Origin of the sequence: Microvirga guangxiensis, from assembly GCF_900102135.1 — a bacterium.
Taxonomy (GTDB): domain Bacteria; phylum Pseudomonadota; class Alphaproteobacteria; order Rhizobiales; family Beijerinckiaceae; genus Microvirga; species Microvirga guangxiensis.
Genome location: NZ_FMVJ01000004.1, coordinates 332,486 through 347,847 on the forward strand (window position 1 = coordinate 332,486; position 15,362 = coordinate 347,847).

The window sequence follows — 15,362 nt, forward strand, 5'->3', positions numbered from 1 at the left end:
TTTCCGGCCTATGCAAACAAGGAGCGGAACTTAACGAGAAGCGCCCTGCTGTCCGCGGAAATGATTGAACATCATGTCCGGCGCGCTGGTGTTGTGGCGGGACGGAACGAGGCGCCCCATCCATGCATCCGTCGCCGTGGCGTCGCGGAAATTCATGATCATGTCTTCGCGCCAGGAACGGGCCTTTTCCTCGCGCACGGCGATGCGCGCCACGTCCGCGTTGAACTCGGTCACGTACATGGAGCGCAGCGTCGCGAACGGCGTGCCTGAGATGGCCTCATCGAAGCTGACATCGAGCGCCATGCGCTCCTCGTTGAGGTCGGCCACCGTGACATGAGCCTTGCCGCCCTTGGCGAGCGTGAGCGTGAAGCGCATGCTCTTGGGATCGAAAGCGACATCCGTCAAATTCGCTATCGGGCGCTGGTCGAATTCCACCGGGCCGACGATGAAGGACGAACCATAGGCCGTCCATCCGAGATGCTGCGGCGGCAGCGGCTTGATGCGCCAGTATCCGTCGCCCGGATACATGGCGATCACTTCCTCCGGTTTTCCGTTGTGCTTCTTCAGAAGCTGCATCAGGTGAATATTGCGCGTGATCTTGTCGCCGATGGTCACGGTGGTCTCAGCCGGACGCCAGAACTCGCTGAAGGACAGGCCCATGATCGTAATCCGGTCATCCTCATAGAGCGTGTGCATCGTGGGATGCGGCTTCGTGGAGGTTTCCTCCGAGATATCCTCGCAGGCGGTCCAGTCCGGCTCCCAGCGGTCTTGGCGCAAGGTGCCCATATAGGCCGGATGCACAGCCTCGATCCGGAAGCTTCTCACCTCAGGCGAGGCGAAATTGACCGCCACGTTGTCCTTCTCCGCGCAGAGCACCGGCTCACTCGTGTTCGTCACCTGCACCGCAAGGCCATCGAGGGTGGCAGACAGCGCCGGGCCGGCGAAGCCGAGGGCGCCGAGGGCGAAAAGCCGGGGGAGGAGGGAGGAGCGGACCATCAAATCGCCTCGAGGAAGCTGCTGAACGCGAGGAAGAGCCGCACAGATAGCCCGGTACGGCCATGCCGTCGAGCGGGCTTGTTGATAGGGCATGGCAGCCATCCTATCTGTGGGATTAGGGTTCCCTTGCAGCCTATGATAAGGTGCAACCCTAGAAACAGCTTGGCTGTAAGCGGCCTGTCGGCCCTCGATCCTCGTCATGAAAAGGGCCTCCCTAGAGTTCACCGATGATGCGCCTGACCTTGAGCCTGTCCGACAACCCTGCCACGACCGCGGTCGAGCGGGCGATCATGGAGTTCCGCAGCGCCCGCCCCGTCGTGATCGAAGGGCGTGACGGCAGCGCGCTCGTGGTCGGCGTCGAGGATTTCGACGATGCTCGCGGCGCCGAGATCGAGGCCGTGGCCGCAGGCCATGCCCACCTCGTTCTTCCGGCAGCCCGGCTGCGACGCCTCGGCCTCGAGCGTGAGGCTCCCGGCCGCGTGGCCCTGCCTGTGGTGGAACAGGAGCGGATCGAAACTCTGGCTCTCAGGCTCGACGGGCGCATCGACGCGCCGGTCCGGCCTGTCGACGGTCTCGATCAGGAGGCGCTGGAACTGGCCCGCCTGTCTCTGGTTCTGCCTGCCGTGATCGTGGTGCCGCTGTCATCCGGCGTCGAGATCGACGCGTCGCTGATGCGCGTGCCGGGAGCGGCCATCCGGGATTACCGGCGCGCCAAGGCCGCCGACCTCTCCCTCGTCAGCCGCGCCCCGGTCCCTCTGGAGGACGCGCCCACCAGCGAGTTCGTGGTGTTCCGCGGCGGAGAGGGCCTGCGCGATCAGGTGGCGATCATCGTCGGCAAGCCCGACCTCTCGAAACCCGTCACCGTGCGGCTTCATTCCGCCTGCCTGACGGGCGATCTCTTCGGCAGCCTGAAATGCGATTGCGGCGATCAGCTGCGCGAGACCGTGCGCTTCATGGCCGCGAACGAGGGCGGCATCCTGCTCTATCTCGATCAGGAAGGACGCGGGAACGGCATCGCCAACAAGATCCGCGCCTACAAGCTCCAGTCGCAGGGCTACGACACCTACGAGGCCGACGAGATGCTCGGCTTCGAGGCGGATCAGCGCCGGTTCGACTTTGCGGCGGTGATGCTGAAAAAGCTCGGCGTGAGCGCCGTTCGCCTCATGACCAACAATCCGGAGAAGATCCGCGCCTTATCGGAATCAGGCTTGCAGGTGATCTCCGATCATCGCGTGCTCGGCCGCCCCACGGCCGAGAATGTCAGCTATCTCGCGGCCAAGCGGGATCGCGCGGGGCATTACATCGATCTCGAGGGCCTGCTCGCCTGCTCCAACAAGGATTGATTGTCGTGCCGACGCTCAACGCGCCGGCATTCCGGTTTCGATGATCTTCGCCCACAGCGATACGCCATAGGGCGCGGCCGCATCGTTGAAGTCGTAGGCCGGATGATGCACGCCCGCCGTGTCGCCGTTGCCGACGAAGATGTAGGCGCCAGGGCGCTTCTCCAGCATGTAGGAGAAATCCTCCGCGCCCATTTCCGGCGGGAAGTTCGTCGCGACGGCGCTCTCACCCGCGACTTCCTTCGCAACAGAAGCCACGAACTCCACCTTCTCGTCGTCGTTCACGGTCACCGGATAGCCGCGATTGTACTCGATCGTCGCCTTTGCGCCGAAGGCTGCGCAGGTGCTCTCGACGATGGCGCGGATGCGCGTCTCCGCAAGATCGCGAACGCTGGCCGAGAGTGTGCGCACGGTGCCGAGCAGGGTCGCCGTCTGCGGAATGACGTTGTACGTATCGCCCGCCTTGACGGTGCAGACGGAAACCACCACCGATTCCAGCGGGTCGACGCTGCGCGAGGCCACGCTCTGCAGGGCGGTGATCACATGCGCCGTCGTGACGATGGGATCGATGCATTGATGCGGATAGGCCGCATGACCGCCCTTGCCTTCGATGGTGATCGTGAAGCGGTCCGCCGCTGCCATGGTCGCTCCGGGGCGCATGGCGAAATGGCCGACGGGCACGCCCGGCCAATTGTGCATGCCGTAGACCTCCTGGATGCCGAAGCGCTCCATGAGCCCGTCCTTCACCATGGCGTCCCCGCCGCCGCCACCTTCCTCCGCCGGCTGGAAGATCACCACCGCCGTGCCGTCGAAATTGCGTGTCTCGGCCAGATATTTCGCCGCGCCCAGCAGCATCGCCGTGTGGCCGTCGTGGCCGCAGGCATGCATTTTTCCGGGCGTCTTGGACTTGTAGGGCAGGTCGGTGGCTTCCAGGATCGGCAGCGCGTCCATGTCCGCGCGAAGGCCGATGACCTTGCCGGATGAATGCGCGCGGCCCTTGATGACGCCGACCACGCCCGTGCGGCCGATGCCCGTCACCACCTCGTCGCAACCGAAGCTCTCGAGCTTCTCGGCCACGATTCCCGCTGTGCGATGAACATCATAGCCGAGTTCGGGATTCTCGTGGAAATCCCGGCGCCAGGCGGCGATCTCGTCCGCCAGATCGGCAACGCGGTTGATGATGGGCATGGGATGTCCTTTCCATGAATCGATAAGCCGCCAGCCAAGCAGAGGCAGGGGACCTGGGTCAATGGCGATGGCGGGCGAGGGTTGCTTCAGCGCAGGCGCCGCAGGATGGCCTTCGGGCGCTTGGTGCGGAACTGCCCGCGCTCCACCGCGACGAAGACCAGCACCAGCACGACAAGCGCCGTGAACCACCAGATCTGCGCGGTGCCGATTCCGCAGGAGCCGAGGGTGAAGGCCGAGGCGAAGGAAGCCATGATCCCTGGGCCGAGAATCGCGCGATGCCCTCCCGCGCTCACGGCCGCCTGAGAGAGCAGGATAGCGCCGGACACGGCGCCCACGAGCCCGAGCTCGTACCAGATCTCGAACAGCAGGCTGAAAGGCGTCTCGTTGGGCACGAGGCCGAAGATGCGTCCGCGCCAGGAGGTCTCCAGCCCATGACCGGTCAGGAGACGGGCGGGCTCCTTGAGAATGAGCCCCTGCCAGGCCTCGAGGCCCATCACGATGGACGAGGCCGAGCCCAGAATGCTGCCTGCAATCGGCTTGAGGAGGAAAGGCAGTGCAGGCGCGAGAATCAGAAGACCCGCCATGGCGAGGCCGACGAAACGGGAACCGGCTCTGGGGCTCATGGCCGTCATGGCAAAGGTCAGGCCGCCGACGACCAGCCCGATGATCGGCAGGACATCGGAGGTGAGAAGGGTTCCGATCCCAACCGCCAGCGCCAGAGCGACGGCCTCCAGATTGCGTCCGCGGGAATGGAGCCACGTCACCGCAGGCCAGAGCAGCAGGACGAGCACGACCATGCCGCGTTCCACGCCCAGTCCATCGGGATCGAGATGGCCGCCGCCCCGCAGCAGCATGGCAATGCCGACCAAGGCAGCAAAGCCGACGCCGACGGGCAGCAGGTAAAGATTGGCCGAACGCATCCGCTCCGGCAGGGCGAGATATCCTGCGACGGCCATCAGGCCCATGGCCACGATGTTGAGAAGCCGCTCGGAGGCCTGCATCACGAAGGGCGTCCAGATCAGCGACAGGGCCGCCCACAAGAGCAGAACGGCTCCGGCAAGCCCGGCCCGCGAGGTCAGAAAGCTCATCGCCTTCTGCCGGGGGCTTCTCGCGCTGCCGTCCAGAAAGGCCGCCAGAACGATGAGAGCCACCGCAAGGGGGGCCATCACCACCAGGGCGCGGCGGGTGAAAAGCGCGGCGAGCGGAATGGCGAACAGCAAAATGGCGAAGCCGAGACGGCGCAGCAAAGCCGCGGCATCGGCGGAAGGATCGGCCATGGGAAGAGCAGAGCGGACCATGCGAGCAGACACTCGTCGGGAGAGCGATCGGGAAAGGCTAAGCTAATGGACCGATTGCACAAAAGCTGTAGGTGCAATGCAACACATGCCGACGCTTTGCGGAGGAGGTAATCTTCATGGCCGTGATGGAGCGTGTTTCCCTCCCTCTTGTGGGGAGGGGCAGGGGAGCGAACGACCAAGTGAATGATCGAACCAGCTCCCACCCCGTCATCACCGGCCTTGTGCCGGTGATCCCGATGATGAAAGGCTCCATCCTCATCCTGAGGAGGTCGCGTCAGCGACCGTCTCGAAGGCGGGTCCAGAGCGCACGGGAGGCCTCCTTCGAGACGCAGCTGCGCTGCTCCTCAGGATGAGGACAGAGGGGAAGATATCGGGATGGCCGGGACAAGCCCGGCCATGACACGGTAGGGCTGTTGCGCTGAATGAACGATGCGCATCGCTCAGACTTTGCGACCCCCACCCCTACCCCTCCCCGCAAGGGGGAGGGAAGCGCGCTCAGGCAATCCGCCTGGAGATGCTTTCACTCCTTCCCGCCGCGCAGGAAGTTTATGATGCCGGAGAAGTCGTCTTCCTCATGGCCTGCGCCGTTGAAGAGCGCATAGAGCTGGGCGGCTTCCGCGCCGAGCGGCGTCGATGCGCCAGAGGCGAGAGCGGCTTCCTGCGCGAGTTTCAGATCCTTCAGCATGAGCGCTGCCGCGAAGCCCGGCTTGTAATCGTTGTTCGCGGGCGAGGTCGGCACCGGACCCGGCACGGGGCAATAGGTGGTCAGCGACCAGCACTGGCCCGAGGAGGTGGAGGCCACGTCGAACAGGGCCTGATGCGAGAGACCGAGCTTCTCGCCAAGCACGAAGGCTTCCGCAACGCCGATCATCGAGATGCCGAGGATCATGTTGTTGCAGATCTTCGCCGCTTGGCCGGCGCCCGCATCGCCGCAATGCACGACCTTCTTGCCCATCTTCGAGAGAATGGGCTCAGCCCGGTCGAAAGCTTCCTTCGCGCCGCCCGCCATGAAGGTGAGCGTCGCGCCCTTCGCGCCGCCGACGCCGCCGGAGACCGGCGCATCGAGGCTCATCAGTCCGCGTTCCTGCGCCATGCCGTGCGCCTTGCGCGCGCTGCTCACATCGATGGTGGAGCAGTCGATCACGAGCGTTCCCTCCTTCAGGGAGGAAAGGATGTCGGACCACACGGAGAGCACGTGCTTGCCAGCAGGCAGCATGGTGATCACGACTTCCGCCTCGCGCACCGCGTCAGCGGTGGAGCCCGCGACGCTCACGCCGTCACTGCGCGCCTGATCGCAGGAGGCGGGGGAGAGATCGAAGCCGGTGACGCTATGACCAGCCTTGACGAGATTGGCGGCCATGGGGCCGCCCATGTTGCCGAGTCCGATGAAGGCGATGTTGGTCATGGTTGTCCTCCCGTGTTGTTGTTCGTCGATAAGCGCAAAAACCAGATGGAGCCTGCGGCCATCACGGCGGCGCTCGCTCCATGCAGCAGCAGATTGAGAATGGCGTCCGTTCCTCGCGCAACTGCGACGATGATCACGTCGCCGATGGGGATCACAAGCGTCGCGGCAAAAATCAGCCCGATCACGCGCGGCGTTGAGGTGAAGGACAGGATCAAGAGATAAAGACCGAAGGCGAGGTCGCGCAGACCAATGGCGGGCAGGTACCCGAAGCCTTCTCCTTCCGGTGCGGACAAGCCGAACAAGGATGCGCCTGCTCGCGGCGCGAGAAGAAAAAGAAGCCCCAATCCGACGAAGGCGATGCCGAGACACCAAACGAGCCACGTGCTCGGCGCACTCAACGGCAAACCTCGCGTGGCCCGACCCGCAATCATGAGCTGCGCGCGCTCCACAAGGCTCCCACGAGGGCGAAGCCGTAGAACCAGAGCATGAGGGAGCCGAACACCTTGTCGAGAGACGGGTTCAGATCCGGAAAGAACACGGCGAAGTGCGAACCCACCGCCGCCATGATCAGCATGCCGGGAACGGCTGTGAGCGCCATGGCCGTGACGGCCTTGCTTTTGGGGGCGCGCAGGATGCGGTGATTGAGTAGGCCAAGAAGAAGCCCCAGCGCAGCACCGCCTGTGAAATTCAGCTGAAAAGGCCGCCTGCCTTCCAGAAAGAACAGATGCCCTGCGAAAGAGAACAGCACGAAGATTGCTGCGGTAAGGCCGAAGCCGAGAGCGAGCGATTTCAATGTCAGGGGCATGACATCCGACTGCATTGTGAAAGTTCGGACCAAAAAGACATGGCGCTTGTTTCCCTCCCCCTTGTGGGGAGGGCCAGGGCGGGGGTGTTGGCGCCGGATCGAGATAGGCTATTGCTGACACCCCCACCTCCAACTCCTCCCCACAAGGGGGAGGAGGGTTTCCGACGCTTGCTGAGCCAGTCTTGCGCGCTCATCGGTTCCCGCGTCCCACAAGATCGCGCGCCACGATCAGGCGCATGATCTCGTTGGTGCCCTCCAGAATCTGATGCACGCGCAGATCGCGCACGATCTTCTCCACGCCGTAATCGGCAAGATAGCCGTAGCCGCCATGGAGCTGCAGTGCTGCATTCGCCACGTCGAAGCCGGTGTCGGTGGCGATGCGCTTGGCCATGGCGCAGAGCTTCGTGGCATCCATCGCCTTGGCATCGAGCGCGGAGGCTGCGCGCCACAGGAAGGTGCGTGCCGCTTCGAGTTCCGTCGCCATGTCGGCGAGCTTGAACTGCAGCGCCTGGAAATCGGCAATGCGCTTGCCGAAAGCCTTGCGGTCGTTGACATAGGCGAGAGCCTTGTCGAGGGCTGCCTGCGCGCCGCCGAGCGAGCACGCGCCGATATTGAGGCGCCCGCCGTCGAGGCCCGACATGGCGATCTTGAAGCCCATGCCTTCATCCGACAAAAGATTGGCGACCGGCACGCGCACATCTTCGAGGATCACGGCGGCGGTGGGCTGCGCATTCCAGCCCATCTTCTTTTCCTGCGCGCCGAAGGACACGCCTTTCATGTCCTTCTCGATGATCAGCGTCGAGATGCCGGAAGGCCCGTCCTCGCCCGTGCGCACCATGGTGACATAGATGTCCGACGTGCCCGCGCCCGAGATGAACTGCTTCACGCCGTTGACGACGTAATGGTCGCCGTCGCGCACGGCCTTCGTCTTCAACGCCGCCGCGTCCGAGCCCGAACCCGGCTCGGTGAGGCAATAGCTGCCGATCAGCTCCATGGTGCACAGACGCGGCAGATAGCGTTGGCGCTGCTCCTCCGAGCCGTAGCGGTCGATCATCCACGCGACCATGTTGTGGATCGACAGGAACGCCGAGATGGCGGGGCAGCCGGTGGCGAGCGCCTCGAAGATCAGCGCCGCGTCGAGCCGCGTCATGCCCGATCCGCCGACATCGTCCCGGGTATAGATTCCGGCCATGCCGAGGGAGGCCGCCTCCCGCAGCACGTCTACGGGAAAATGCTTCGTCTCGTCCCATTCGAGGGCATGGGGCGCGAGGTTGTCCGCCGCGAAGGCAAGGGCCATGTCGCGGACGGCGATCTGGTCTTCGGTCAAGGAGAACTGTGTCATGCGGCTAAATCGTCATAGCTTGGGGGCACGGGGCAAGCATGACTTTCGATCTAGGGCACAAGCCAGAGCGACCAAGCTTGACGCTCAAGGAGTTGAATGATGCGGGAGTGAAAGCTCTTCAATTTCACTGCTTATGACGAGGTCAAGAAGAAACGATTTATGCTCAATATGAGGAGCTAGTGTCTGTTGGCCCACGACCTCGACCCTCCTTCCATAGTGACTGCAAGGGAAGAATACGCCATCTATGTTCTTGGTAGGCGCATTTCCTTTCATGAAAGCAGTATCAATAGAGTCGGAAACATAAATTGCTTCTTCATGCATCTGAAGTATTTCATCTGCCATATCCGGAATACTTGAGCATTCATCGCAGGAGGCTGCATAAACTATTCTCGCAAAGGGTTGTCCGCTCCCCTTTATCCATTTGGTGACTTTGAAGGTCACGATGAAAGTGTGGAAGTCGCGTTCAAAGCCTATGAATTCGGCATTAATGGCATGGCCCTTGAAGATGGACGGCGCCTCAGCGACTTTCTTAGCAGCAAACTGGATCATACGCTCATAGGCTTCATTGATCGGCATGTTGTTGCGCCAGAACAGCGGACGCGGGCACTGTGCGATAGCGGCCTGCGCCGGCCAAGCAAAGACCACCGCTCCTATGATAAGCGCAGCAACGGAAGCGTTTCGTGCAACAGCTATCAAATCATCCTCACTTCATCGTCAGAGCAGTGAAACCCGCTCAAAGCTTCCTGCCCACCTCGTCGATATGGTTCAGGAGATCGGCCGGGTCCTGGTAGACCCGATAGGCGCTTGCGCGGACAAGTTCGTCCTCGCCGTAGCCGCCGGAGAGCAGCCCCACGCCCAAAGCTCCCGCACGGCGCGCGGCCAGCATGTCCCAGATGCTGTCGCCCACCACGCAGGTGTTCTCGATGGGATGGCCCAGCGCCTCGGCGGCGGCGATGAACAGGTCCGGATCGGGCTTGGCGTAGCGCACCTTGTCGCGCGTGATGACGGGAACCTTTTCGGGGTCGACGCCGAGATTGCGGATGACCGGACCTGCCGTTTCCATCCGTCCGCTGGTGGCGATGGCCCAGGGCATGCCGGCCTCCGACAGATACGCCAGAAGCTCGCGGGCGCCCGGGAGCGGGCGGATCGATTCGGAACGTTTGTTATAAGCCTCCGCATGGAGCTGGCGCAGGCGCTCGATCCGGTCCGGCTCGATGGTCAGCCCCGTCTCGCGCAGGAGCATGTTGGTGAACAGGCCGCCCGACATGCCGATCCGTCGATGGATGCGCCAGACGGAGAGTTCGATCCCCTCCGCGACCAAGGCTTCATGCCAGGCAAGGACGTGCTGGTAGACGCTGTCGACGAGGGTGCCATCGAGATCGAAGAGGAAAGCGGTCTGGCGTATGGGCATCGGCAAAAGCTCCGAAAAGGGTTCTCGGTCGTCCACTCCAGCACGGATCATAACGAAAAAGGCCGGGCATCGCCCGGCCTTCGTGTCTTACTTCATCGTCGGAATGGAGAATTCCGCGCCTTCCTTGATGCCGGACGGCCAGCGCGAGGTGACCGTCTTGGTCTTGGTGTAGAAGCGGATCGCATCCGGGCCATGCTGGTTGAGATCGCCGAAGCCGGAGGCCTTCCAGCCGCCGAAGGTGTAGTAGGCCAGCGGAACCGGGATCGGCACGTTGATGCCGACCATGCCCACGTTCACCTTGGAGGCGAAGTCACGGGCGGCGTCGCCGTCGCGGGTGTAGATCGCAACGCCGTTGCCGTACTCGTGATCGGACGGCAGGCGCAGGGCCTCGTCGTAGTTCTTGGCGCGCACCACCGAGAGAACGGGACCGAAGATCTCTTCCTTGTAGATGCGCATCTCAGGCGTCACCTCGTCGAAGAGGCAGCCACCCATGTAGAAGCCGTTCTCGTAGCCCTGCATCTTGAAGTTACGGCCGTCGACCACGAGCTTCGCGCCTTCCTGCACGCCGAGATCGACATAGGAGCGCACCTTCTCCATGTGCGCCTTCGTGACCAGCGGGCCGAAATCGGCGGAAGGATCGGTCGAGGGGCCGACCTTAAGGCTTTCCACGCGCGGGATCAGCTTGTCCATGAGCGCATCGGCGGTGGCCTTGCCGACCGGCACGGCAACGGAGACCGCCATGCAGCGCTCGCCCGCCGAGCCGTAGCCTGCGCCGATGAGCGCATCGGCGGCCTGATCGAGATCCGCGTCGGGCATGATGATCATGTGGTTCTTCGCGCCGCCGAAGCACTGGGCGCGCTTGCCGTTGGTGGTGGCGCGGGAATAAACGTACTGCGCGATCGGCGAGGAGCCGACGAAGCCCACGGCTTTGATGTCCGGATCGTCGAGGATCGCGTCCACCACTTCCTTGTCGCCGTTGACCACGTTGAGGATGCCGGCAGGAAGGCCTGCTTCCATCATCAGCTCGGCCAAGCGCATCGGCACGCCCGGATCGCGCTCGGACGGCTTGAGGATGAAGGCGTTGCCGCAGGCGATCGCGGGGGAGAGCTTCCACAGCGGGATCATGGCCGGGAAGTTGAACGGCGTAATGCCCGCCACCACGCCGAGCGGCTGGCGGATCGAATACATGTCGATGCCGGGGCCTGCGCCTTCGGTGAACTCGCCCTTCAGCAGATGCGGGATACCGCAGGCGAATTCCGCCACCTCGACGCCGCGCTGAATGTCGCCCTTGGCGTCGGGAATGGTCTTGCCGTGCTCGCGGGCGAGCATCTCGGCCAGCGAGTCGGTCTCCTGGGCGATGAGCTCGAGGAACTTCATCATCACGCGGGCGCGGCGCTGCGGATTGGTGGCGGCCCAGGCAGGCTGGGCGGCCTTGGCGTTCTCGACGGCCTGGCGCAGCTCGTCCTTGGAGGCCAGCGCAACGCGGCCGATCACCTCGCCGGTCATGGGCTGGAAGAATTCCGTAGTGCGTCCCGATTGGCCCGAGACCTGCTTGCCGCCGATGAAATGTCCGACTTCGCGCATGGCGTTCTCTCCTGATTTTAGATGCCGCGTTCTAGCATTGTTGAAACTGCACGACTATGGGCGAGCGTGTCGCTTCCGTTGTGCAAAAATCCCAATATGCTAAAGCTCTCCCATGAGCGCTTTCGATTGGGACGATCTCCGCTTTTTCCTTGCCGTGGCAAGGGCTGGCCGCCTCACGGTCGCCGCCCGCCGCCTGGAGGCGGATCATACCACGGTTTCCCGCCGCATCTCGTCTCTCGAGAAGGCGTTGCAGGCCAAGCTCTTCGAGCGCAAGCCGCAAGGGTACACGCTGACCGAGCAGGGTGAGCGGTTGCTGACGAAGGCCGAGAGCATGGAAAGCCAGGCGCTTGCTGTGGCAAGCGAGGTCGGCGGTTCCGACCTGGCTTTGTCCGGCACTGTACGCGTGGGAGCACCGGACGGGCTCGGCACCTATTTTCTGGCGGCGGAACTCGGCACGCTCGCCGAGCGGCATCCCGACCTCACCATTCAGCTCGTGGCGCTTCCACGCACCTTCTCGCTCTCCAAGCGCGAGGCGGATATTGCGGTGACGGTCGAGCAACCGACGGAAGGGAAGCTCGTCTCGCGCAAGCTCACGGATTACCGCCTGCGGATGTATGCCTCGCAAAGCTACATCGACCGGCATGGAATACCTGCCGCGCCGGAGGACCTGTCGGGCCGCCTGCTCGTCACCTATGTGGCTGATCTCATCTACAGTCCCGCTCTCGAATATTTCGCCGGCCTCGAAAAATATGGCCCCCGGCGCTTCGAATGCGCCAGCGTGGTGGCTCAGATGGAGGCGGTGAGGGCCGGGGTCGGCATCGGCATCCTGCACGATTACGCCGCCCGGCAATATCCGGAGCTGAAGGTGGTGCTGTCGGACATCGCCTTCACCCGAACCTATTGGATCGTCACCCATGCGGAGGTGCGCAGCCTCCACCGCATTGCCGAGGTTCATGCCTTCATGCTGGAGAGGGTGAAGGCCAACCGCAGCCTCTTCATGTGACGCATTTTCCCTTCACTCAGGCCCCTTAAGCCACTAAGTCTGGCCTTAAGAAAACCTACGGAGACCGGAATGCCCTCCAAGCTCGACCAATTGCGCGCCATGACGGTGGTTGTCGCCGATACCGGCGATCTCGACGCGGTGCGCCGCCTGAAGCCTCAGGACTGCACCACCAACCCGACCCTGCTCTTGAAAGCAGTCGAGACCCCGGCCTATGGCCATATCGTCGAGGAGGCGCTGGCCTGGGGCCGTAAGCAAAGCGGATCCCGCGACGGCGTGGTGGCTGCGATCTGCGACCGGCTGGCGGTGGCCTTCGGCGCCGAGCTTGCGGGCATCGTGCCGGGCCGCGTCTCCACGGAAGTGGACGCCGATCTCTCCTTCGACACCGAAGCGACGGTCGCCAAGGCGCGCGCCATCATCAAGGCCTACGAGGAGCGCGGCATCGGACGCGACCGTATCCTGATCAAGATCGCCTCCACCTGGGAGGGCATCCGCGCGGCGGAGATTCTCCAGAAGGAAGGCATCGACTGCAATCTCACGCTGCTGTTCGCACAGGCTCAGGCTCAGGCCTGCGCGGAAGCGGGCGTGTTCCTCATCTCGCCCTTCGTCGGCCGCATCCTCGACTGGCACGTGAAGGCGGGCGGCGGACCCTACACCGGCGAGACCGATCCCGGTGTGATCTCCGTGCGCAACATCTATGCGTCGTACAAGGCGCAGGGCATCAAGACCGTGGTGATGGGCGCATCCTTCCGCAACATCGGCGAGATCGAAGCGCTCGCCGGCTGCGACCGCCTCACCATCTCGCCTGCGCTTCTCGACGAGCTGGCCAACGCGCAAGGCGAGCTGCCGCGCAAGCTCTCGGCGGACAACGTGGAAAAGATCGCGCCCCTGCCGCGCATGGATGAGAAGACGTTCCGCTTCGCGATGAACGAGGATGCGATGGCGACGGAAAAGCTGTCCGAGGGCATCCGCTCCTTCGTGAAGGATCTGCGTTCGCTGCGCTCGCTCGTGGCGAAGCGTCTCGACGAGGCGAAGGCGGCTTAAGTCCATTCGCGTCATTCCGGGCGCCGCAGGCGAGCCCGGAATCCATAACCGCGACGAGAACAAGAAAGGCGCTACGGCAATCGTAGCGCCTTTTCATTTGTCTGCTGTGGTTATGGATCCCTGCCTGCGCGGGGACGGCACGTCAAGACTCTCCGCATCGTTCTGGAAACGATCCCGGATCGGCTTTCGCCGTCCGGGATGACGGGCAGGGCGGTCTGCTTACTTCTTGCTCTCAAGCGCCTTCTCGCGAATTGCGGAGAGCGACATGGCGGGTGTGATCGCCTCGGGATCGAGCATGCAGTGCAGGATCGCGGGCTTGCTCGAAGTCAGAGCGCGCTGGAGCGCGGCGGGGAATTCTTCCGTATTCTCGACCCGCTCGCCATAACCGCCGAAAGCCTTGGCGTAGGCCGCGAAATCCGGATTCTTCAGCATCGTGGCCGAGACGCGGCCCGGATAGTCGCGCTCCTGATGCATGCGGATGGTGCCATACATGCCGTTGTCGAGCAGGATCACGAGGATCGGCAGGTCATATTGCACAGCGGTTGCGAATTCCTGGCCGTTCATCAGGAAGTCGCCGTCGCCGGCAAACACCACCACCGTGCTGTCGGGCTGCACGCGCTTGGCGCCGACAGCGGCGGGCACGCCGTAACCCATGGAGCCGGAGGTGGGCGCAAGCTGCGTGCCGAAATGCTTGAAGGGCCAGAAGCGGTGAACCCAGGTGGCGAAGTTGCCCGCGCCGTTGCAGTAGATCGTGTCGGAGGGCATCACTTCGCGCAGGTGCGCCATCACTTCGCCCATCTGCAGGTTGCCGGGAATGCGGATCTGGGCCGGGTTGCTCCAGGCAAGATAATCAGCATGCCCAGTCTTGGTGCTCTCGGACCAGGGAAGCGATGCAGGCGGATTCACGCCTTCCAGCGCCGCCGTGAAAGCGACGGGCGAGGCGTTGATCGCGAGATGCGGAGAGTAGACGCGGCCGAGTTCGCTCGAGTCCGGATGGATGTGAACGAGCTTCTGCTGCGGAGCCGGAATGTCGAGAACCGTATAGGCCTGGCTCGGCACCTCGGAGAGGCGGCCGCCGACGAGCAGCACCAGATCGGCTTCCTTGATGCGCGCGAGCAGCTTCGGATTCACGCCGAGGCCGAGATCGCCGATATAGGAGGCGTGGTCGGCAGGAAAGAGCATCTGGCGGCGGAAGGTGCAGGAAACCGGCAGCTCGAAGCGCTCGGCAAAACGCACGAAGCGCTGCACAGCCTCTTCCGTCCAGCGGCTGCCGCCGAGAAGCGCGACAGGCTTCTTCGCGCCCTGCAGCAGCTTCTCGAGTTCGGCCACCTGATCGGCGGAAGGATGGCTCTCGATCACCTGATAGCGCGGCGCGTCGGCCACAGCTGCCATGTCGGTGAGCACGTCTTCCGGCAGGGCGATCACGACAGGGCCGGGGCGGCCCGAGGTCGCGACATGGAAGGCGCGGGAGATGATTTCGGGAAAGCGCGCCGGATCGTCCACTTCCGTCGCCCACTTCGCGAGATGGCCGAAGGCCGCGCGATAATCGAGTTCCTGGAAGGCTTCACGCTCGCGCATGCCGCGTTCGATCTGGCCGACGAACAGGATCATCGGCGTGGAATCCTGCTTGGCGATGTGAATGCCGGGCGAAGCATTGGTCGCGCCGGGACCGCGGGTGACGAAGCAGATGCCGGGGCGGCCCGTGAGCTTGCCATAAGCCTCGGCCATCATCGCCGCGCCGCCTTCCTGGCGGCAGATGGTGACGTTGATGCTCGCATCATGGAGCGCGTCCAGAGCGGCGAGATAACTCTCGCCCGGTACGCAGAAGATGTGATCGACTCCGTGAACAAGAAGCTGATCGACAAGAATCTGGCCGCCGGTGCGGGAGGTCGCTGTCATGGAAGGCTCGCGTTGTAAGAGAGAACTATAAGAAAAACGGAGGGCATTCC

The 15,362-nt window shown here is 63.6% G+C and carries 14 protein-coding genes; 3 read left to right on the forward strand and 11 right to left on the reverse strand.

Annotation, left to right across the window (positions count from 1 at the left end; genetic code table 11):
* Positions 1–30: 30 nt before the first annotated feature.
* On the reverse strand, positions 31–1,089 hold the full coding sequence (locus BLP10_RS08045; protein ID WP_244510446.1) for a hypothetical protein: 1,059 nt from the start codon (positions 1,087–1,089) through the stop codon (positions 31–33).
* 137 nt (positions 1,090–1,226) lie between these two features.
* On the opposite strand from BLP10_RS08045, the gene ribA reads away from it, so the two are divergent.
* Positions 1,227–2,339 (forward strand): GTP cyclohydrolase II RibA, encoded by a 1,113-nt coding sequence (gene ribA / locus BLP10_RS08050; RefSeq protein WP_091133528.1) that lies wholly within the window; start codon positions 1,227–1,229, stop codon positions 2,337–2,339.
* Between the two features lie 15 nt (positions 2,340–2,354).
* Here the strand turns inward: ribA and BLP10_RS08055 are convergent, their stop codons facing one another.
* From BLP10_RS08055 to BLP10_RS08100, 9 genes are all read right to left on the reverse strand, one after another.
* The gene (locus BLP10_RS08055; RefSeq protein WP_091133150.1) at positions 2,355–3,524 is read right to left on the reverse strand and encodes a M20 aminoacylase family protein; all 1,170 of its coding nucleotides are present in this window, start codon (positions 3,522–3,524) and stop codon (positions 2,355–2,357) included.
* Between the two features lie 86 nt (positions 3,525–3,610).
* Entirely contained in the window at positions 3,611–4,822 is a 1,212-nt protein-coding gene (locus BLP10_RS08060; RefSeq protein ID WP_091133152.1) for a peptide ABC transporter permease, read from the reverse strand.
* Positions 4,823–5,342: 520 nt separating this feature from the next.
* Positions 5,343–6,227, reverse strand: a complete 885-nt coding sequence (mmsB, locus tag BLP10_RS08070; RefSeq protein ID WP_091133156.1) for a 3-hydroxyisobutyrate dehydrogenase — start codon at positions 6,225–6,227, stop codon at positions 5,343–5,345.
* A complete protein-coding gene (locus BLP10_RS08075; protein WP_175493824.1) occupies positions 6,224–6,625 on the reverse strand; it encodes a DUF4267 domain-containing protein in 402 nt (133 codons plus the stop codon). The genes mmsB and BLP10_RS08075 overlap by 4 nt, the downstream gene beginning before the upstream one ends.
* A 29-nt stretch (positions 6,626–6,654) precedes the next feature.
* On the reverse strand, positions 6,655–7,032 hold the full coding sequence (locus BLP10_RS08080; protein ID WP_139165446.1) for a DUF5367 family protein: 378 nt from the start codon (positions 7,030–7,032) through the stop codon (positions 6,655–6,657).
* 190 nt (positions 7,033–7,222) lie between these two features.
* Positions 7,223–8,374 (reverse strand): isobutyryl-CoA dehydrogenase, encoded by a 1,152-nt coding sequence (locus BLP10_RS08085; RefSeq protein ID WP_091133162.1) that lies wholly within the window; start codon positions 8,372–8,374, stop codon positions 7,223–7,225.
* An 84-nt stretch (positions 8,375–8,458) separates the two neighbouring features.
* Positions 8,459–9,070: a hypothetical protein gene (locus tag BLP10_RS08090; protein ID WP_091133164.1), complete on the reverse strand. Its 612-nt coding sequence runs from the start codon at positions 9,068–9,070 to the stop codon at positions 8,459–8,461.
* Between the two features lie 37 nt (positions 9,071–9,107).
* Positions 9,108–9,785 (reverse strand): HAD family hydrolase, encoded by a 678-nt coding sequence (locus tag BLP10_RS08095; RefSeq protein WP_091133166.1) that lies wholly within the window; start codon positions 9,783–9,785, stop codon positions 9,108–9,110.
* Positions 9,786–9,872: 87 nt separating this feature from the next.
* Positions 9,873–11,369, reverse strand: a complete 1,497-nt coding sequence (locus BLP10_RS08100) for a CoA-acylating methylmalonate-semialdehyde dehydrogenase (protein ID WP_091133168.1) — start codon at positions 11,367–11,369, stop codon at positions 9,873–9,875.
* A gap of 112 nt (positions 11,370–11,481) precedes the next feature.
* Between BLP10_RS08100 and BLP10_RS08105 the strand changes: the two genes are divergently transcribed.
* Together BLP10_RS08105 and tal are read left to right on the forward strand one after the other, a co-directional pair.
* A complete protein-coding gene (locus tag BLP10_RS08105) occupies positions 11,482–12,372 on the forward strand; it encodes a LysR family transcriptional regulator (protein ID WP_091133171.1) in 891 nt (296 codons plus the stop codon).
* A gap of 69 nt (positions 12,373–12,441) precedes the next feature.
* The gene (gene tal / locus BLP10_RS08110; RefSeq protein ID WP_091133172.1) at positions 12,442–13,413 is read left to right on the forward strand and encodes a transaldolase; all 972 of its coding nucleotides are present in this window, start codon (positions 12,442–12,444) and stop codon (positions 13,411–13,413) included.
* A 219-nt stretch (positions 13,414–13,632) separates the two neighbouring features.
* On the opposite strand, the gene BLP10_RS08115 is transcribed toward tal, so the two are convergent.
* Positions 13,633–15,312 (reverse strand): thiamine pyrophosphate-binding protein, encoded by a 1,680-nt coding sequence (locus tag BLP10_RS08115; RefSeq protein ID WP_091133174.1) that lies wholly within the window; start codon positions 15,310–15,312, stop codon positions 13,633–13,635.
* Between the last annotated feature and the right edge of the window lie 50 nt (positions 15,313–15,362).